The organism is Methylobacterium sp. ap11 (genome assembly GCF_900110515.1).
Classification (GTDB): domain Bacteria; phylum Pseudomonadota; class Alphaproteobacteria; order Rhizobiales; family Beijerinckiaceae; genus Methylobacterium; species Methylobacterium ajmalii.
In genome coordinates this window covers 26,900-45,550 of sequence record NZ_FOEB01000036.1, presented here as the reverse complement: position 1 = coordinate 45,550, position 18,651 = coordinate 26,900, and the positions used below count along the sequence as shown (strand labels likewise).

Here is an 18,651-nt window from a genome sequence, read left to right as displayed (position 1 = left end):
CTGAAGCGCCGCATGGTTCTGGCCGCCTGATCCACGCAAGGTGAGCAAGAACCACAGAAACCGGGCAATCCCAATCCCAGTCCGAGACGATCATCAGCGGCTTGCCGCGGCCGGCGATGATCCGGTCGAGTTCACATGCGACGCGATGGCCGGACAGCGACGTGTCGACCACCAGCGCCAGGCATTCCCGCGTGCAGTCGTCGACCATGAAGAGGATGCGGAAGCGCCGCCCGTCGTCGAGCGTGTCGGAGACGAAGTCGAGGCTCCAGCGCTGGTTCGGCTCCTGGGGCACGGCGGCCGGTGCCCGCGTGCCAAGGGCTCGTTTGCGCCCACCGCGCCTGCGAACCGACAGCCGCTCCTCCCGGTAGAGACGGAAGAGCTTCTTGTGGTTCAGGGTGAGGCCATCCCGCCGCAGCAGGATCAGCAGACGTCGGTAGCCGAACCGGCGGCGCTCGTCGGCCAGGCTGCGCAGGCGTACCCGCACGGCCGCATCGTCACCTCGCGTCGAGGCATAGCGGTACGTCTTCGGCTCAAGGCCGATCAGCCCGCAGGCGCGACGCTGCGAATAGCCCTTCTCCTCGATGGCCCAGCTCACTGCCGTTCTCCGTGCATCGGGCATCAGAAGTTTTTTCCCAGCGCCTCACGCAGCGTCGCCACGTCGAGCATCGCCTCGGCCAGGAGCTTCTTGAGCTTGCGGTTCTCCTCGTCGAGCGCCTTTAGGTGACACGCGTCGGAGATCTCTATGCCGCCGAAACGCGAGCGCCACGTGTACAACGTCATGTCGCTGATGCCGTGGCGACGGCAGATCTCAGCGACCGGTAGCCCGGCCTGCTGCTCCTTCATGATGCCGATGATCTGCTCTTCGCTTAACCGGCTCTTCTTCATCGTCCGTCTCCTCTTCGACGGACCCTAGCTTCAGATCGAGGGCAAACCAGGGGGCAAGGTCATCGGGATTGAGATTGGCGAGCTTTCTGCGAGCCTTGAGGCTGTGGCGATCGTGGGGTGCGCGCACGAGGTTGATGGTCATATAGCGCACCGCCGCCATGTTCTGCGGGCCTGATCCAGTCCGCAGCCGCACGAGATCGTCATGGAAGACGACGTCGAGCACCCAGTGCAGGCGGTTTTCGATCTGCCAGTGCGCCCGCACGGCGGCCGCGAAGGTCTTGGCGTCGAGCCTCGTTGAAGAGAGATAGTAGCGGCGCTCCTGTTCGATCCGACCGGCGCGTTCGACCTGCGTCTGGATCATGCCGATCATCGCCAGATGAGGCATGCGCGGCTCATTGGGATAGCGGCGATCCGAGGTCAGCCAACTCACGTCGTGGCACACGCTGGCGCGGCGGCGCTCGAGGCGACCATCATCGTTGTCGAGCGTCTCGTGGGTGTTCACGATCACGTCGCCGGGATCGGCAAAGACGCGCACGACGTCGTGGTGGGTGGCAGGGCGGTTGGCCTTGAGCGCGAGCAGATAGTCGCCGCCTCGGGCCACGATGGTCTCGGCGATGGTAGTCTGGGTGCCCATCGCATCGATGGTGACGAGAGCGCCCCGGAGTTCGAGCCGGTCCAGAAGGCACGGGATGGCGGTGATCTCGTTGCTCTTGTCGGCCACCGCCTCCTGGCCGAGCACGAGGCGCTGATGGGCGGCCCAGGCCGAGACGGTGTGCAGGGCGGCCCGGCCCTTGGTCTTGGCGTGGCAGCGCCGGAAGGTCTTGCCGTCGACGGCGATGAGGTCGGGCTCGGCCTCGCGCAGGCTCTCGACCCAGGTGGTGAAGCAGGTCTTGAAGAGGTCGGCGTCGAGCGCGTTGATGACGTCGTTGAGGGTATCGTGGGCGGGCAGGCCCCGTCCGTAGGGGAGAAAACGACGCAGGAAGCTCAGGCGCTGGTCACCCCACAGCCGGATCTCGACGAAATCGTCCATGCCGTAGAGCGTCGCGCACAACACCAGCAGCAGGATCTCGGGCAGCGGGTAGATCACCCGCCAATGCTGGCGCGGGTCTTCCAAGGCTGAGAAATGATCCAGGATCGACAGCGATGATGGCATGGGGGTCTCTCAGAGCGACAAGCCCCTCCTCAACCACGATCCTCATCCCCGCGCAGCTCAAACCCGCTCAAGGGCTGAAGCGATTGCCCTGGATGCCGACGCCCTGCCCGTTGACGATGGCGGTGCCGCTGAACACCATGTTGCGCCGGTTGCCCAGGCTCGCCTCGCCGGCAAGAAGGGCGGCATCCTTCGGGACCGGAACGCTCTCGCCCGTCAGGGTGGCCTCGCCGGCCCGCAGGGCGCTCGCCTCGATCAGCCGCTCATCGGCGGGGATCGCGTCGCCCTCCTCGATGCGGGTCACGTCTCCCGGCACCAACTCCGTCGCCGGAATCTCCCGGCGGATGCCGTCCCGGACGACCCGCGCCCGCGCGGCCGACATCCGCCGAAGGGCCGCGACGGCCCGCTCGGCCCACGCCTCCTGGATGAAGCCCATTGCGACATTGAGAACCACGATGGCCAGAATGGCGAGGGTTTCGAAGGGCGGGCCGGCCCTCCCGTCCGCCACCGCCTCCCGGAGCTACAACCTGACCGAGATGGCCGCCGCGGCGACGAGCAGCAGGACCAGCGGACCGGCGAACCGCGCCAGCAGCCGGCGCCAGGCCGGGACGGGCGGCCGGACGCGCAGCGTGTTCGGGCCTCAGAGCCCGGCCCAGGCGCGCGCCTCGCCTCGCCTCAAGCCGGAGAACGCATCGACGCCGAGGGCCGCCGCCACCGCATCAGGTGGCAGGCTCGATCTCGCGACAAGGCTCGCGCTCCGCCGCGTCCGCACCGTCGGCGGGCGCCAGCTGGACCGACGGTGTCCGGACCATCATCGTCGGCTCGCCCACCGGCCCCTCCCTCGTCCGGCCGCGATCGGTCTCGCCCGATCAAACCCAACGACCGATCGGCCGGAGCGTCGTTGATCCAGCGCAACGTGCCCGTGCGCACCGCTGCCAGAGTCCGCCCGTGTCGGACATGAGCGGGGCGGCCATGATCGAGAACCTGCGTACCATCCTGATCGCCCTGACCGAGCGCCTGGGCGACGAGACCCCGTCGAGCGCGCTCGCCTACGGCCTGTCACTGGCGGAGCGCGCGCAGGCCCGGGTCACCGTCCAGGCGGCCTCGGTCCGGTTGGTCCTGCCGCATGCCTGGATCAGCCGCTTCGTCGGCATGGTCGTCACCGCCGAGAATCGGCGGCTGCGGGACCTTGCCGAAGCCGCGGCCGAACGGGCGCGGAATGATGCGTCCGCCGCCGGCATCCTGTGCACGGCGCAGGCCGAGCACCTGTCCTACGACCGCCTGCTCGCGTGCTTCTCCGCCCAAGCCCGGCTGCACGACCTCGCGGTGATCGACGCCGAGCCGCGGATGCTGACGGGGGACCGCGGCCTGATCGAGACCCAGCTGTTCGAGAGCGGCCGCCCGCTGATCGTCGTCCCGCCGGGTTGCGGGACGGTCGCGACGCGACGCATCTACGTCGCCTGGGATGGTAGCGCCCAGGCGGCCCGCGCCCTGCGCGACGCCCTGCCGTTCCTGCGCCAAGCTGAGAGCGTCGAGGTCGTCGTGGTAACCGGCGAGAAGGATCTCTCGCACGCGGTCCCGGGGGCCGAGGTGGCGCCGGGCCTCGCGCATCACGGCGTCACCGTCACCGTCACCGACCTGCCGACCCAGGATGGAGACGTCGCCGGTGCCCTGCGCCGCCACGCGGCGGAGATGGAGACCGTCATGATCGTGATGGGCGCCTTCGTCCACTCGCTCCTGCGCGAGACGGTGCTCGGCGGGGTCACGCAGGAGATGCTACGCGCTTGCCTGGTCCCGCTGCTGATGGAGCATTGACCCCGCAGGACCCGTCCCACCTTGAGGCGGATCAAAGCGCGGCGCCGGGACCTCTGTACTCTACCCGCGCCGGCCACGGAGGGCCGGGGGGAGCCGGCGATGTCGGACGATCTGCAATCACCACGACGAGAGCAGAAGACTGCGCCGGTCATATCCGAGTGTCGTTCCCACGCAGCGTACTGCCCCTCTTCTTTACGTGAGCACGGGCCGGTGTTCTGGACCATTGCGCCGGAGGTGCTGCGCGCGCGCCTCGCCTGCGGGCCGGACGGCCTGACCGCCTCGGAGGCGGAGCGTCGCCTAGCGCGCCACGGGCCGAACCGCGACGCGAAGACCCGGGTCGACGGCGCCGCGCGGGCGGTCCTGCGCCGGTCGTGCGAGCCCCTATCCCTCATCCTGATCGCGGCCGGCCTCATCACGATCCTCACCGGGGACTGGGCCGGCGGGGCAGTCATCATCGCGATTCTGACGCTCTCGATCGGCCTCGATACAATTCAGGAAGGCCAGGCCCTGCGCGCGGCGGAAGTCCTGCGGCAGAGCGTGGCGCTCAAGGCGGAGGTCCGGCGCGACGGTGCCTTCCGGGTCGTTCCCGTCGAGGATCTCGTCCCCGGCGACGTGATCCGGGTGCGGGCGGGCGACATCGTGCCGGCGGACGCCCTGATTCTCGCGAGCGTCGGCTTTGCTGCGGCAGAGGCCGCGCTCACTGGAGAGCCCTACCCGGTCGAGAAGCGCCCCGGTCTCGTCGCGTCGGCGAGCCCGGCCGAGGCGACGAACGCCCTGTTTCGCGGTGCCGTGGCGCAGAGCGGCGAGGCGATCGCCCTCGTGGCCGCCACTGGCCGCGACACGGTTTTCGGCGTGGCGGCCGCGTCGCTGGCGGAGGAGGCAAGCCCGTCGCCATTCCAGCGCGATTTGCGCGACCTCGGCCTCCTGATCGCCCGCCTGACCTTCGTCCTGGTCCTTGGTGTCCTCGTCGTGCGGGTGGCGTTCGGGCGCCCGGTCGTCGAGTCCCTGCTCTTCGCGGTGGCGCTGGCGGTCGGTCTCACCCCCGAGTTGCTGCCGATGATCACCACCGTGACCCTCGCCCGGGGGGGGCTCAGGATGGCGCGCCGCAAGGTCATCGTGAAGCGCCTCGCCGCCATCCACGATCTCGGGGAGATGACGGTCTTGTGCACCGACAAGACCGGCACCCTGACCTCGGCGGAGATCACCCTCGCGTGGAGCCTCGACCCGGCGGGCGTCGCTACGCCGCGGCCGGCCCGCCTCGGCGCCGTGGCGGCGGCGCTCGGCGGCGACAGAGGACCGCTCGATGCGGCCTTGGCGGAGGCGAGCCCCGAGGCGGCGACGGGCTGGCGGCTCGTCTGGCAGCGCCCCTTCGACTATGCGCAGCGCACCGGCTCGGTCCTGGCGGACGGGCCGGAGGGGCTAACGTTGATCGTCAAGGGCGCGCCCGAGGCTGTCTTGGCCCACTGTACCGCCTTTCGGAACGGGACGGGGGCCTCCAGCCTGGGTGCCTCGAAGCGCGAGGCGGCCCTGGCGCATGTCCGGTCTCTCGCCGGGGAGGGCTTTCGCTGCATCGCGGTTGCGTCGCGGCCAGCCTTGGGACCGGCCGAGGCCGGCGAGGCGAATCTCGTCTTCGAGGGACTCTGCGCCTTCGCCGACCCACCTAAGCCTGGCGCGGCGGCGGCGCTCGCTGCGCTCACGGATGCAGGCGTACGGGTCAAGATCCTGTCGGGCGACGATCCGGTCGTGGTGCGGCGCCTCGCCGGGCTCGTCGGGCTCGACCTCGGCGAGGTCCTAACGGGGCCGCAGGTCGCCGCCATGGACGACGAAGCGCTGGCCGCGCAGGTTCGGCGGGTCGACGCCTATGGGCGGCTCAGCCCCAACCAGAAGGTCCGCGTCGTGAAGGCGCTCCAGGCGGGCGGCGAGGTGGTCGGGTTCCTGGGCGACGGGATCAACGACGCCCCCGGCCTCCGGCACGCCGACGTGAGCTGGTCGGTGGCCGGCGCGAGCGGCGTCGCGCAGGCGGCCGCCGACTTGATCCTGCTCGCCCCGGACCTCGCGGTCGCGGCAGCCGGCGTGTCCGAGGGGCGGCGGACCTCCGCCAACATTCTCAAGTACATCCGCATGGGGGCGAGCTCAAATTTCGGCAACATGCTTTCAATGGCGCTCGCGGCCGCGGTGCTGCCGTTCCTGACGATGCTGCCGATGCAGATCCTGCTCAACAACCTGCTCTACGATCTCTCGGAACTCGGGATCCCGTTCGACCGCGTGCGGCCGGAGGCGATCGCGCATCCTCAGGCCTGGGACCGGCAGGCCCTCCTGCGCTTCGCGGCCGTGATGGGACCGCTCTCCTCGGTGTTCGATCTCCTCACTTTCGGCGTGCTGCTCCTCGGGTTCGGGGCGGGGCCGGAGGTCTTCCGCACCGCCTGGTTCCTGGAATCGATGGCGACGCAGATCCTGGTGATCGTCGTCATTCGCACGGCGGCGCGGCCGTGGCGCGACTGGCCAGGCCCCGCCCTCGCAATCTCCTCGCTGGCGGCCCTGGCGGTGGCGCTGGCGCTGCCGTTCACGCCCCTCGGTGGCTGGCTCGGCTTCGCGGCGCCGGCGCCCGCGATCCTGATCGCCGTCGCAGGGATCACGGTTCTCTACCTCGCGGCGGCCGAAGCGGTGAAGCCTTGGGCCATGAAGACTGGGGCCATGAAGACTGGGGCCATGAAGACTGGGGCTATGGCGTCCCGAGAAGCGGGCGAACGGGACCGGCCGCTCGCGACGCCGCAGGGCCGCCCATTCCGAGCGGATACGGAGGGATGGCGGCGGTGAGCACGCAGACCTGCAACGCGATCGAGCCTCCCGGCGAGGCCAATTCCGAGACCCGTGCCTTCCTGGCGCACCTCCTGGCCGGGGAGGGGCCTATCGAGCAGATCGATACCCATGTCTCCACGATCCTGATGAGCGGCGACCGGGTGCTGAAGCTCAAGCGGGCGGTGCGACTGCCCTATCTCGACTTCTCGACCCCCGAGGGCCGGCTCGCCGCCTGCGCGGCCGAACTCGCCGTCAACCGCCGCACGGCGCCTGGCCTCTATCGCGGGGTGCACCGGATCACCCGCACGCCGGAGGGCGGCCTCGTCCTCGACGGGAACGGTCCCCTCGTCGATGCCGTGGTGGCGATGCGGCGCTTCCCCGCCGAGAACCTGTTCGACTACATGGTCCGCGACGGGCGCCTCACACCAGCGCAGGTGACTGATCTAGCCCGGCGTCTCGCGGCATTCCACGCCAGGGCGCCGGTGAGCCGCCGGGAGGGCGGAGCGGCGGCGATGGCCGACCTCGTCGCCCTTAACGACCGCAGCCTGCGGGTATGCGGTCTCGTTCGCAACCAGGAGGTGGACGCGCTGACGGCCACGTTCCGGGCGCGGCTCGCACGCCACGCCGAGCGGCTCGACGCGCGGCGCCGGGAAGGCAGGGTCCGGCGCTGCCACGGCGATCTGACGCTTCGCAACATCTGCCTGTTCGGGGGTGTGCCGACGCCGTTCGACGCCCTCGAATTCGACGAGCGCTTGGCGACGATCGACGTTCTCTACGACCTTGCCTTCGTGCTGATGGATTTGTGGCACCGCGGCCGACCCGATCTCGCGAACTTGCTGTTCAACCGCTACCTCGACGAGACCGGCGAGGCGCCCGATGCATGGCTTATGCCGTTCGTGATGGCTCTGCGGGCCGTGATCCGCGCCCATGTGACGGCCAGCCAATCGACGGCGTGCCGGTCCACCGGCAAGGCCGGGCCTGCTTTCCGCACCGAGGCACAGGCCTACCTCGCCCTCGCGGGCGACCTGCTCGTCGAGCGGCCTGCCTGCCTGGTGGCGATCGGCGGCCTGAGCGGGTCCGGCAAGTCGACGCTGGCAGCCGCCCTGGCGCACCGGATCGGCGCGAGCCCGGGCGCCCGGATCGTCGGCAGCGACCGCACCCGCAAGCGCCTGCACGGGGTTTTTCCCCTGACGCGCCTGCCGCCGGGCGCCTACGCGGCCGCAATCTCGGAACAGGTCTATGCGGCGATGCGGGACGAGGCCGCTCAGGTCCTGGCGGGCGGGGCGTCGGTAGTGCTCGACGCGGTGTTCGCCCGCCCGGCCGAGCGGGAGGCCGTCGAGCGCCTCGCGGCCGCGTGCGGCGCGACCTTCGAGGGATTCTGGCTGGAGGCACCGCTCGCCACCCTGACCGAGCGCGTGGTCGCCCGGCGGGGCGACCCGTCCGACGCCACGCCCGCCATCCTAGCCGCCCAGGCGCGGCGGGATTGTGGGGTGATCACGTGGCACCGGCTTGATGCGGGGCTCGTTCCCAAGACTTTGGCCGATGCGGCGTATCGGATCGTGCTCTCAGCCATGGATGGTGAAGGAGCACTCGCCGTGGGCGTCGTCCGCGAGCACGTATCAGCGTAATGCGGCGGCGCCATCGCGATGGCGCCCGGGGTCCCGGGGACGATCGAGGCGGGGCCGGGTGCTCCAGCTACCCCCGGCTGGCGGCTTCGGCGAGGCAACGCACCACGGCTCGGGCGATTGGAAGCTCCTCGTTCGCCGGTACGACGTAGACCGCGACCTGCGATCCGGCCCTGCCGATGCACCGCTCGCCGCCCGCGTTGCGGACCGGATCGAGCGCAACGCCGAACGCCGCGAGACCGGACGCGATCGCCGCCCGCATCCGTGGCGCATGCTCGCCGATGCCCGCCGTGAACACCAGGGCGTCGAGCCCGCCGAGCGCCGCCACGAGGGAGCCGGCCTCCCGGACCGCCCGGTAGGCGAAGAGGTCGAGGGCCTCCGCCGCCCGCGGATCGTCGGAATCCTGCAGCACCCGCACGTCGTCGCTGATGCCCGAGACCCCGAGTAGCCCTGATCGCGTGTTGAGGAGGTCCGCCACGGCGCTGGGCGACAGGTCCCGCTCGCGGATCAGGTGGAGCACGAGGCCGGGATCGACCGAGCCTGAGCGGGTGCCCATCATCAACCCGTCGAGGGCCGTCAGGCCCATCGTCGAGGCGATGCTGCGCCGGTTGCGTAGGGCGCAGAGGCTGGCGCCGTGGCCGAGATGCGCGACGATCACCCGGCCCTCCGCCCTCAGCCCGGCCACCTCCGGCAGGACCGTGGCGATATGCTCGTAGGAGAGGCCGTGGAAGCCGTAGCGCAGAAGCCCCTCATCCGAGAGCGCCCGCGGGATCGGGAAAAGCTGGGCGAGGCGCGGCTGGCTGCGGTGGAAGGCGGTGTCGAAGCAAGCGATCTGTGGCAGGCCGGGCCAGACCTCCGCCACCGCCCGGAGTCCCGCGAGATTGAGGGGCTGGTGCGCGGGGGCGAGCGGCACCAGCCGGTCGAGGCGGGCGAGAACCGCGTCGTCGATCCGCACCGGCGCCGCATAGTCCCGCCCGCCATGCACGACCCGGTGCCCCGCCGCCAGCACGGCGAGGCCCTGCACGCGCCGGAGCGCGTCGAGGAGCCAGGCGACGGCGCCAGCATGGTCGCAGGCCGGCGGCGGTGCGCCTTTGAGATGCAGGGGGCCTGAGATTTCGAGCCGGACGGCGGCGTTGAGACCCGACACCCCGCCGCGGCACAGGAGAGCGAGTGACTCCGCTTCGTAGAGGGCGAATTTCAGGCTTGAGGAGCCGGCGTTGATCGCCAGGATCGCGTCGGTCATGCGAGGGCCCCCGTCTGCTGGGCGCCCGCACACGGTGACGCTGCCGGCGCAACGGAACCGCCCCGGTGCACGAAGAGCTGGGCGAGGGCGCAGGAGGCGGCGCGCATCTCGGCGCTGTCGGCCCGGCTCGTCAGAACGATCGGGACGCGCCCCCCGAGGATGAGCCCGGCGGCTTCCGCGCCGGCGAGATGGATCAGCTGCTTGGCCAGCATGTTGCCGGAGACGAGGTCCGGTGTGACCAGAATGTCGGCGTCCCCCGCCACCGCCCTGCCGAGCCCCTTATCGAGTCCCTTGGCTCGCGCGGCCTCCCGCGAGACCGCGGTGTCGAAGGCGAGCGGGCCGTCGACGCAGCCGCAGGTGATCTGGCCGCGCTCGGCCATCTTGCACAGGGCCGCCGCGTCGAGGGTGGAGCCGAGCTTCGTTGCCACCGTCTCGACCGCCGAGAGGATCGCCGCCCTCGGCTCGGCGATCCCGAGCGTCCGGCAGAGGTCGATGGCGTTCTGGACGATTTCGCGCTTCTCCTCCAGCGTCGGCGCGATGTTCACCGCCGCGTCGGTGAGGAACAGATGCTTGCGGTAATGTGGCACGTCAAAGGCGTAGACGTGGCTCATCCGCCGCTCCGTGCGCAGGCCCGTCGCCTTGACAAGCGCGGGCGACAGGATCTCGTCGGTATGGAGTGCGCCCTTCATCAGGGCCGCCACCGCACCCGCTCGGGCAAGAGCCACGGCCTGCTCGGCCGCGGCGTGACTGTGGGGGGCATCGACGATGGCGACGCCGTCCAGGGACTCGCCTGCAGCCCTCGCCGCCGCGACGATCTTCGCCTGCGGCCCGACCAGCACCGGCACGATCAGGCCAGCGCGGGCGGCGGCGAGCGCGCCGGCGAGGGAGAGCGCGTTGCAGGGGTGGACCACCGCCGTGCGGATCGGCGGCAAGGCCCGGGCCGCCTCGACCAGCTTTCGCCAAACGGCGCCGCGCTCGTGAAGATAGATCTCCGGCAGGAGAACCCGGGGGCGTCGTATCTTCTCGGTCGGGGCCAGCACCTCGGCTTGCCCGGTGATGACTAGCTCCCCGGTGGCGTCGAGACAAGCGCAGTCGAGAACGAGGCGCGCGCGATCCTCGTGCTTCTCGCGTACCGTGACCCGCGCGGTAATCGCGTCGCCGATCCGCACCGGGCTCAGGAAGCGCAGCGACTGAGCGACGTAGACCGTGCCCGGCCCCGGCAGCTCGGTGCCGAGCACCGCCGAGATCAGTGAGCCGCCCCAGAACCCGTGCGCGATCACCCCGTGGAACCGGTCGGTGGCGGCGTAGTCGCGATCGAGATGGGCCGGGTTCACGTCGCCGGAGGCCGCCGCGAACAGGCGGATGTCCTGCGCCCGCAGAGTGCGGGTGAGGCTCGCCGTGTCGCCGACCCGGATCTCGGCGAAGGTGCGGTTCTCGAAGAAGGCGGGGGCCTCGGCCATCCTCACGCCTCCAGGACATAGGTGCCGGGGGCCGGGCCGAGATCGGCCGGGATCAGGGCTGTCGGGCCCGGCAGGGGAGGGGCGGTCGGTTCGCCGGACCGAGCGGCGAGCCAGGTGGTCCATTCCAGCCACCACGAGCCGTCCGTGGCCCGGGCAAGGGCGGTCCAGGTGTCGGGGTCGAGATAACGGTCCCGCGCGGTCCGGGTGTGCACCCGGCAGCGCCGGCCCGACTCTTCTGGCGCTGCGACGATGCCGGCATTGTGCCCGCCGCTCGCCAGCACGAAGGTGACCTCAACCTTGGTCAGCAGCGTGAGCTTGAAAACCGAGCGCCAGGGCGCGATGTGGTCGCGCTCCGTGCCGTCCGCGAAGACCGGCACCCGAATGTCGCCGAGCGCCACCGGCCGCCCGCCCACCCGAAATCGGCCCTTCGCGAGGTCGTTGTCGAGGAAGAGGCGGCGCAGGTACTCCGACTGCATCCGGACCGGCATCCGGGTCGCATCGGCGTTCCAGGCGGCGAGAGCGGGCGTCTCCTCGCGCCGCCCGAGCAGGTAGCTGTTCACCATCCGCGACCAGATCAGGTCGTTCGAGCGCAGGAGCCGGAAGGCCCCGGCCATCTGCTGGGCGTCGAGGGTGCCCGTGCTGCGCATAAGGCTCTCCAGGAAGGTGACCTGGCTCTCGTTGACGAACAGGGTGAGGGAGGACAGCCGTCCGTCGCCATCCCGGGCGATGGCGGCGGCCGCGATGGCGGCGAGCGTGCCGCCGAGGCAGTAGCCGGCGAGATGGACCACACGTCCCGGGAGGACCCCGCCGATGGAATCGAGGGCGTCTATCACGCCAAGCTGACAGTAATCGTCGAACGATAGGTCGCGGTCGTCGAAGCCGGGATTGCGCCAGGAGATCATGAACACCGTGAAGCCCTGGCCGACGAGGTAGCGGACCAGGGAGTTCTCCGGCGAGAGATCGAGGATGTAGTATTTTTCGATCCAGGCCGGCACGATCAGGATCGGCTCGGGCCGGACCGCCTCGGTGGCAGGGTCGTAGCGGATCAGCTCGATCAGGCGCTTGCGATGGATGACCCGTCCGGGCGTGACGGCGACGTCGCGCCCGACCTTGAAGCCCTCGGGGCCGGCGGGCATCGGCTCGTCCGCGAGCAGTTGGAGCGCATCCTCGATCAGGTTGAAGCTGCCCTGGTTCAAGTTCTCACCGCCAGTGCACAGGGTCTCGGCGAGCACGACCGGATTGGTGAGGGGCGTGTTCGACGGGGCGACCGCATCGAGCATCTGGCGCACCATGAACGCCACCATCGCCTCGTGGGCATGGGACACACCGCGCACGCCGGTGGTCGCGGTTTGCCACCACTGCTGGGCGAGCAGGAAACTCTGCATGATCAGGCTGAACGGCCAGACCTGCCAAGCCGGGTCGTCGAAGCGGTGATCCTGAGTCCGTAGCCGGATGCAGGGTTCGGCGCGGCCCCCTTGCAGCAGGCTGCGCAGCACGAATCCGGCGAGGCGTTCGCCCTTGCGGGCTGCCTTAACGACGAGTTCGGCCTGCTTGCCGGGCGAGAAGGCGAGATGGACGGCCCAGTCACCCCAGGCATCGGCGAGCGCGGCCGGGGAGAGGCCGCCGGTCGCGCTCGCCACGGCCGCGTGCACGGCTTCGTCGATGGCCTCGCTGGTCGCGCTCACGTCACGGTCGTCGCCGGGAGGCGAGGATTGTCCGGGGGCGGCGGCCTCCGGGTGCGCGCGCACCAGCCGGGGAGTGGGGGGGCTGTGCGGACGGCGCGGCCGGGATCGGCAGGGCTGACGAGGCGGGCATGTCGGGTCTCCAGCGCCGATCCGTTGTAACCGGGCTCCGGCCCGCGGCCCTTGATCCAGATCACGCCTGTCCCGCGACCGGACCCGACGTTGCCCGCACGATCAGGTCGTACTTCGTGCGCGTCACGCTCACGTCCCGGAACCAGCTGACGAGGTCACCCCAGGGGTCGTTCATGTGGGCGAGCCCGACACGAAGGCGACCACGGTACCGATCTCCGCCTCGCCCGCCGCGACGGCGTAGCCACCGACCGCCAGGATTCCGGCGACGCCGAGGTGGTAGGACAGGTTCATCAGGAAATTCATCCAGAATTTGAAGCCGAATATGCCCATGTTCAGGCGGAAGACGCCGCCCAGGCGGTCAAGCTCCGCCGGCGTCGGCCCTGGCACCGCCGCCGGCGCTCCACCAGCCCGCCGCTGATCCGGCGCAGGAGGCCGACCCGGGCGGCGACCCGACGGTTGATCGCCCGCTGCATCAGCGGCACGAAGACGAATTGGGGCGAGAACACCGCGAGCGTCACCAGCGCCATCGGCGGATGGAGGAACGCCAGGTAGGCGAGGGTGGAGACGAGCACGCCGGCCTGCAGCAGCGGCTCCGACAGGCACACCCCGACGAAGCTGCCGACCGGCTCGGCCTCGTCCAGCACTATCGCGATCTCGATCCCCCGCTCCGGGCCGGAGGCGGCGTGGACATCGGCCATGATGGCGGCGCGCAGGCGCCGGACGGCGCGCTCGCCGACGAAGCTGCGGCCGAGGTTGAGCGCGATCTTGAGCCCGCCGAGGCCGGCGTCCGCCAGCACGTAGAGCAGGGCGAGCTCGAGGAGTGGGTGCGGATCGCCGCCGCGCACGGCCAGGCCCACGGCGCGGCGCTGCAGCTCGATCGGCGCGAGACCGGCCAGAACACCGCGACCGCCAGCAGCGCCAGCCCGACCTGCGCCAGCGCGCTCTCGCGCCAGATGAAGGCGAGCATGCCTGGAGCCGTGCGGCGCGGGGCCGAGCCGGCGGCCTCGGGCGGGTTCTGCCGCCGGGTTCGGGCGAGGTCGGCCGTGTCCGTGCGCAGGCCTGTCGGCATGCCGTCGCCCCTGGAGAGGGGGGGCGAACCCTCGGCGAGAGGCCCCCCACGAGCGCTCGCTAGCCCGCCCGGCCCATCGTCGCCTTGAGGCGGATCAAGTCCCACGGCGCCTGCTTGCGCTGGATCAAGGTGGCACCTCCCCGCCGGGCGGATCCTCCCCGGGTTCCAGCAGCGGGAGACCAGCCGTGATCAAGGATCTGACGATTGTCGTTGACGGGGTGGGCCGGCGCGCAGCGCCTTACGGGGTCAAGCTCGCGGCGATGCTCGACGCGACCGTCTCCGCCGTGAGCGTCCTGCCGCTCGTGCCGTTCCAGACCTTCGCGCAATCCGAGATCCGCTACGATCTGGTCGTGGCCGCCGAGCAGGATGCGCGCGAGCAGGCCGCCGCGGCGGTCGAGACCGTGGCCGCTGCCGCCCGGGAGGCGAGGCTCCCCTGCGAGACGAGCGCGATCTGCACCTCGGCGCCGCTCGCCCCGTTACGCCTCGCCGGCTTCGTGCACTTGAGCGACCTCGCGGTCATCGAGCAGGCCGACGAGACCGCGCCCAAGCCGGCCGATGCCTATCTCGACACCCTGCTGTTCCAGGGCGCGCGACCGGTGCTGATGGTGCCCTACATCCAGGAGACGCCGCCCGGGCTCGCCTGCGCGGTCGTCGCCTGGGACGGCAGCGCGCCCGCGGCGCGGGCCTTGGGCGACGCGCTGCCGCTCCTGCGCCGCATGGCGTGCGTCGAGCTTGTCAGCGTGACCAACGAGCCGGTGCCGGAGGTGACGCGCTGGCGCGCGATCCGTCATCTCGCCCGGCACGGGATCGAGGCGACGGTCCAGGTCATCCCCGGCGGGGTCCCAGTGGGCGAGGCGCTGCTCTCGCATGTCGCCGATCACGGCGCCGATCTCCTGGTGATGGGCGCCTACGGCCATTCGCGCTTGCGCGAGGCGATCCTCGGTGGGACGAGCCGGACTATTCTTGCCTCGATGACCGTCCCGGTGCTTATGTCGCGTTGACGCGATGCCGTTGATGCACCTCAACGCGGGCGCATCAAGGGGGTGGCCTCCTGTCGATCCTGCCGGCTCCTTCGGGCCGGCCTCGAACAGGGAGACCGCCATGAACCTCAAATCCCTCCTCGCCTTCGGCGACCGCAGCGGCGACGGGTCCGAGCGGGCGCTGCCGGTGGCGTTTCCGTTCCAGCGCGAGATCGACCGGATGCTGGGCGAGGTCTGGTCGGGCAATATCCTGTCGGGAATCCCTGGATTCCTCCAGGCCGGACCGTTCCCGCGGATGGACGTGATCGAGCGGGGCGACCACGTCGAGGTGACGGCCGAGCTGCCGGGCCTCGAGCGCAGCGACGTCCACATCGAACTCGCCGACGACCTGCTCCTGATCCGCGGCGAGAAGCGCCAGGAGAAGGAGGAGACCAACGGTGCCCGCAAGGTGACGGAGCGCAGCTACGGCGCCTTCTCGCGCACGATCGAGCTACCGCCCGGCACGAAGCCGGACGAGATCGATGCCCGGATGGACAAGGGCGTCCTGACCCTGAAGCTGCCGAAGCCCAAGACCGCCGCCGTCACCCCGAAGGCGATCGAGATCAAGGCGGCGTGAGGCCGATGCTTCGCGGCGGCGCTCACGGCACGAGCACCGCCGCTCCCTCGATCCCGGACCGGTGCGCGGCGATGGCCGCCTCGGCCTCGGCGAGGCGGAAGACACGGGTCCGGGTGACGATTCCGGCTTGGGGGACCAGGGCGAAGAAGCTCCGCGCATCCTCCCGCGTGAGGTTTGCCACCGACAGGACCCGCCGCTCGCCCCAGAGCAGCGCGTAAGCGAAGGCCGGGATGTCGCTCATGTGGATCCCGCCGCAGACCACGCTGCCGCCCTTGCACACCGCGCGAAGCGCCGCCGGGACGAGGGTGCCGTCAGGCGCGAAGATCAGGGCGGCGTCGAGCAGGGCCGGTGGCGGGGTGCCGGAATCTCCGACCCAGGCGGCACCGAGGTCGCGGGCGAGGTCTTGCGCCTTGAGGTCGCCCGGCCGGGTGAAGGCGTAGACCGCACGCCCCTGGTGGCGGCAGATCTGGGCGACGATATGTGCCGCCGCGCCGAAGCCGTAGAGCCCGATTCCGGCCGCATCTCCGGCCATCCGCAGGGTCCGCCAGCCGATCAGGCCGGCGCAGAGGAGCGGGGCTGTCGCCACAGGGTCGGCCGCCTCGCTCAAGGGGATCGTGAAGGCGGCCTCGGCGAGCACGTGGGTGGCAAAGCCCCCGTCGCGGGTATAGCCGGTGAAGCCTGGGGTGTCGCAGAGGTTCTCGCGGCCTGACGCGCAGTAGACGCAGCGTCCGCAGGTGTGGCCGAGCCAGGGCACGCCGACCCGTGCGCCGATCGCGGGCCCGGCCACGCCGGCGCCCAAGGCCTCGATCCGGCCGACGATCTCGTGGCCGGGTACGATCGGCAGGTGGAGGTCCGGCAACTCGCCGTCGATGACGTGCAGGTCGGTGCGGCACACCGCACAGGCCTCAACCCGGATGCGGATCTCGCCAGAGCCCGGCACCGGGTCGGGTCGGGTCTCCCGGACCAGGGGACCACCAATCCGGTGCAGGACCATCGCGTCCATCGCCTCGGCCTCCGGCGTCTCAGGTCGACCCGGATCGGCTCCTTTTGCCGTTTCCGGGCATCGCGACGTCGACGACATCGCGCGAGAGCGTATCCCCCTCGCGCTGGTAGTCGGTGAAGGTCTTCATCAGGAAGTCCGTCTGGAGGTTGATTGTCTCGGCGGGTGAACCGCAGCGGCCGAGCGCCGCGACGTGCTCGGCCTGGGCCTGCAGGCGACGACTGCCGAAGGTCAGGATCTCGGCGGTGCGCCGCAACGGCAGGTCGACGCCGAAGCTGCGCTAGAGCTTGGATTCGGTGGTCAGCAGCGCGGACATGTCGCCGAAATGGGAGACCCGCGGTGTCTCGGAGCCCGTGGTCCTGGAAGTCATGATCGTCTCCTGTTTGCGTCCGATGTGGCCGTGACGGCCGGGCGATCTCCGAAAATGGCCGTCACGCCGGGCGGGGTGGACGCATCGCCGCCGCACGGGAATCGTCAGGCGCTGACGCCGCCGCCCGGACCTTCATCGGTCGGCGGAAGCGGCGTGGTCCGCAGGAGGGTCGACGCAGGCGAGCCCGTCGCAGACCATCCGCACCCCGGGCACCGCCTCGGCCGCCGCCCGGAGAGCGGCACGCTGGCGCTCGCCGGTCAGGGTGCCGTGCAGGGTGACATCGCCGCCCGCAACCGCGACGGTGACCCGGCCTGCGGGAAAGAGGCCCGTCTCGGCGATGGACACCTCGACGGCGGCGCGGATCTCGGCATCGCTTCGGGACGGCGTTGTGCGGAATCTCGTCAGGGCCGCGTGCAGGGCACGCAGGAGATCCGCCCGGGCGACGATCCCGGCGAGCCGTCCGTGCACGATGACCGGTACGCACCGGATACGGTTCCGCGCCATCAATTCGGCGGCCTCGGCGAGCGTCGCGTCGGGCGAGATGGTTACGAGCCTGCGGGTCATCACGTTGGAGACGCGACGCCCGTGCTCCCTCGCATAGGTCTCCGCCAGGCGGTCCGGATCGACGACGAACTGGATCCAGCCGGGCTTCGGCGGGGCCGTGCCGAGTTCGGGGCGCCTGAGGAGATCGCCCTCGGTAACGATGCCGACGAGGGCGCCCTCCCGGTCGAGGACAGGCAGGCCGCTGATCCGCCGCTCCAGCATCAGGGCGATGCCCGCCTCGATCGAGGCGTCGGCCTGCACGCAAGCGACCTCGCGGGTCATCACGTCGCGCACGATCATCGCGGTCTCCGATGATAGGTATCCAATGACTGGGCCGGCCCTCGCCAGCGGGCTTCAGAGCATGATCGGGTCGGCGCCCCAGTAGGCGACGAAGGTGTGATCGCGCACCGCGACGACGCCCGGGATGCCCTCCGCCGCGGTCACCAGCGCCCTCGCCTCGGCCTCGTTCGTCACGGCACCCCAGAGATGCACCACGCCGTCGAGTACCGTGACGTTGCCCTGGGCCTTGTCGGTCCAGGGCTGGCGGGCGAGCTCGGCCAGCAGCATGTCGCGGATGCGCCGGTCGGTGAGGGCCCGGTCGGTGGTCGGGGCGTGGGAGGCCGGGGCCAGGGTCGCGAGCGCCCGCACGAGGTCGCCGCGGGTCACGATCCCGACAAGTCGCTCGCTCCCGTCGGGCCTCGCCTCGACGATCGGGACCCGGCGGATGCGCCGGCGCTCCATCAGCTCGACGATCTCGCTGAGTGAGGCGTCGGGGCTCGCGGTCACGACGGTGCGGGCCATCACGTCGCGCGCCAGCAGGCCGTGGGCGCTCCGATAGGCGTTCGCCAGCGTCTCGATCGACGCGAAGGCATCGATCCAGCGGTTGCGCCGCCGCTCGGTGCCGAGCTCCTCGCGGTGGAGCAGGTCGGCCTCGCTCACGATCCCCACCAGGGCGCCGGTCTCGTCCGTGACCGGCACGGCGCCGAACCGCCTCTCGACCAGCAGCCGGGCGATCGCACCCAGCGGCGTCTCGGGCGTCACCGTGACGACGTCGCTGTGCATGATGTCGCGTGCGAGCATGGAATCCCCCTCCGTCTGGTGATGCGGGGATCCTCTGTCCGATGTCGTCGCCCGACATTGATCCTGCTCAAAGGTCGACCGCCTCCGCAGGGCCGGCCCGCGCTTGATCCAGCGCAAGGCCCCGCTCCCGTCTTCGGTGCGTGTCTGGTCAGGCAGATCCAGGGAGGCGAGGACGGCCATGACGAGGTCACCCGCGGAGCAA

At 70.9% G+C, this 18,651-nt stretch carries 15 protein-coding genes and 2 pseudogenes; 5 read left to right on the top strand and 12 right to left on the bottom strand.

What is annotated here, in order from left to right; genetic code table 11:
- Nucleotides 1-79: 79 nt before the first annotated feature.
- The 3 genes and pseudogenes from BMX97_RS30235 to BMX97_RS30225 all read right to left on the bottom strand — a co-directional run.
- Nucleotides 80-885 (bottom strand): annotated as a pseudogene (locus BMX97_RS30235) (IS3 family transposase); the annotation flags it as partial.
- Nucleotides 886-1,006: 121 nt separating this feature from the next.
- Nucleotides 1,007-2,038, bottom strand: a pseudogene (locus BMX97_RS30230) (ISAs1 family transposase); the annotation flags it as partial.
- 67 nt (nt 2,039-2,105) lie between these two features.
- A complete protein-coding gene (locus tag BMX97_RS30225; protein ID WP_091754827.1) occupies nt 2,106-2,543 on the bottom strand; it encodes a P-type ATPase actuator domain-containing protein in 438 nt (145 codons plus the stop codon).
- Between the two features lie 464 nt (nt 2,544-3,007).
- On the opposite strand from BMX97_RS30225, the gene BMX97_RS30215 reads away from it, so the two are divergent.
- From BMX97_RS30215 to BMX97_RS30205, 3 genes are all read left to right on the top strand, one after another.
- On the top strand, nt 3,008-3,850 hold the full coding sequence (locus tag BMX97_RS30215) for a universal stress protein (protein ID WP_091754826.1): 843 nt from the start codon (nt 3,008-3,010) through the stop codon (nt 3,848-3,850).
- Between the two features lie 210 nt (nt 3,851-4,060).
- Nucleotides 4,061-6,667: a magnesium-translocating P-type ATPase gene (gene mgtA, locus BMX97_RS30210; RefSeq protein ID WP_244538721.1), complete on the top strand. Its 2,607-nt coding sequence runs from the start codon at nt 4,061-4,063 to the stop codon at nt 6,665-6,667.
- A complete protein-coding gene (locus tag BMX97_RS30205; protein ID WP_348273143.1) occupies nt 6,664-8,277 on the top strand; it encodes a bifunctional aminoglycoside phosphotransferase/ATP-binding protein in 1,614 nt (537 codons plus the stop codon). Before mgtA ends, BMX97_RS30205 begins: the two co-directional genes overlap by 4 nt.
- Nucleotides 8,278-8,344: 67 nt before the next feature.
- Here BMX97_RS30205 and BMX97_RS30200 read toward each other — a convergent pair whose 3' ends face one another.
- The 5 genes from BMX97_RS30200 to BMX97_RS34035 form a co-directional block, all read right to left on the bottom strand.
- A complete protein-coding gene (locus BMX97_RS30200) occupies nt 8,345-9,517 on the bottom strand; it encodes an acetate/propionate family kinase (protein WP_091754823.1) in 1,173 nt (390 codons plus the stop codon).
- Nucleotides 9,514-10,977 (bottom strand): bifunctional enoyl-CoA hydratase/phosphate acetyltransferase, encoded by a 1,464-nt coding sequence (locus tag BMX97_RS30195; RefSeq protein WP_091754822.1) that lies wholly within the window; start codon nt 10,975-10,977, stop codon nt 9,514-9,516. Before BMX97_RS30195 ends, BMX97_RS30200 begins: the two co-directional genes overlap by 4 nt.
- Nucleotides 10,978-10,979: 2 nt before the next feature.
- Entirely contained in the window at nt 10,980-12,662 is a 1,683-nt protein-coding gene (locus tag BMX97_RS30190; protein WP_244538720.1) for a PHA/PHB synthase family protein, read from the bottom strand.
- 300 nt (nt 12,663-12,962) lie between these two features.
- Nucleotides 12,963-13,094 (bottom strand): hypothetical protein, encoded by a 132-nt coding sequence (locus tag BMX97_RS34290; RefSeq protein ID WP_280142828.1) that lies wholly within the window; start codon nt 13,092-13,094, stop codon nt 12,963-12,965.
- Nucleotides 13,095-13,123: 29 nt separating this feature from the next.
- The gene (locus tag BMX97_RS34035; protein ID WP_143074750.1) at nt 13,124-13,648 is read right to left on the bottom strand and encodes a hypothetical protein; all 525 of its coding nucleotides are present in this window, start codon (nt 13,646-13,648) and stop codon (nt 13,124-13,126) included.
- A 397-nt stretch (nt 13,649-14,045) separates the two neighbouring features.
- Here BMX97_RS34035 and BMX97_RS30180 point away from each other — a divergent pair, with 397 nt between their 5' ends.
- Nucleotides 14,046-14,861: a universal stress protein gene (locus BMX97_RS30180; RefSeq protein WP_091754820.1), complete on the top strand. Its 816-nt coding sequence runs from the start codon at nt 14,046-14,048 to the stop codon at nt 14,859-14,861.
- Between the two features lie 100 nt (nt 14,862-14,961).
- Complete coding sequence (locus BMX97_RS30175) at nt 14,962-15,456, top strand: Hsp20/alpha crystallin family protein (protein WP_091754819.1); 495 nt, start codon at nt 14,962-14,964, stop codon at nt 15,454-15,456.
- Between the two features lie 22 nt (nt 15,457-15,478).
- On the opposite strand, the gene BMX97_RS30170 is transcribed toward BMX97_RS30175, so the two are convergent.
- The 4 genes from BMX97_RS30170 to BMX97_RS30155 all read right to left on the bottom strand — a co-directional run bounded on the left by BMX97_RS30170 (nt 15,479) and on the right by BMX97_RS30155 (nt 18,449).
- A complete protein-coding gene (locus BMX97_RS30170; protein ID WP_091754818.1) occupies nt 15,479-16,459 on the bottom strand; it encodes a zinc-dependent alcohol dehydrogenase family protein in 981 nt (326 codons plus the stop codon).
- Between the two features lie 19 nt (nt 16,460-16,478).
- A complete protein-coding gene (locus BMX97_RS30165) occupies nt 16,479-16,712 on the bottom strand; it encodes a phasin family protein (RefSeq protein ID WP_091754817.1) in 234 nt (77 codons plus the stop codon).
- Between the two features lie 246 nt (nt 16,713-16,958).
- A complete protein-coding gene (locus tag BMX97_RS30160; RefSeq protein WP_091754816.1) occupies nt 16,959-17,669 on the bottom strand; it encodes a CBS domain-containing protein in 711 nt (236 codons plus the stop codon).
- Nucleotides 17,670-17,723: 54 nt separating this feature from the next.
- The gene (locus BMX97_RS30155) at nt 17,724-18,449 is read right to left on the bottom strand and encodes a CBS domain-containing protein (protein ID WP_091754815.1); all 726 of its coding nucleotides are present in this window, start codon (nt 18,447-18,449) and stop codon (nt 17,724-17,726) included.
- Between the last annotated feature and the right edge of the window lie 202 nt (nt 18,450-18,651).

Coding starts and splice junctions, on each gene's coding strand:
- BMX97_RS30215 (WP_091754826.1), top strand. CDS start 3,008: ATGATCGAGAACCTGCGTACCATCCTGATCGCCCTGACCGAGCGCCTG.
- BMX97_RS30200 (WP_091754823.1), bottom strand. CDS start 9,517: ATGACCGACGCGATCCTGGCGATCAACGCCGGCTCCTCAAGCCTGAAA.
- BMX97_RS30195 (WP_091754822.1), bottom strand. CDS start 10,977: ATGGCCGAGGCCCCCGCCTTCTTCGAGAACCGCACCTTCGCCGAGATC.
- BMX97_RS34290 (WP_280142828.1), bottom strand. CDS start 13,094: ATGAATTTCCTGATGAACCTGTCCTACCACCTCGGCGTCGCCGGAATC.
- BMX97_RS30175 (WP_091754819.1), top strand. CDS start 14,962: ATGAACCTCAAATCCCTCCTCGCCTTCGGCGACCGCAGCGGCGACGGG.
- BMX97_RS30170 (WP_091754818.1), bottom strand. CDS start 16,459: ATGGACGCGATGGTCCTGCACCGGATTGGTGGTCCCCTGGTCCGGGAG.
- BMX97_RS30160 (WP_091754816.1), bottom strand. CDS start 17,669: ATGATCGTGCGCGACGTGATGACCCGCGAGGTCGCTTGCGTGCAGGCC.
- BMX97_RS30155 (WP_091754815.1), bottom strand. CDS start 18,449: ATGCTCGCACGCGACATCATGCACAGCGACGTCGTCACGGTGACGCCC.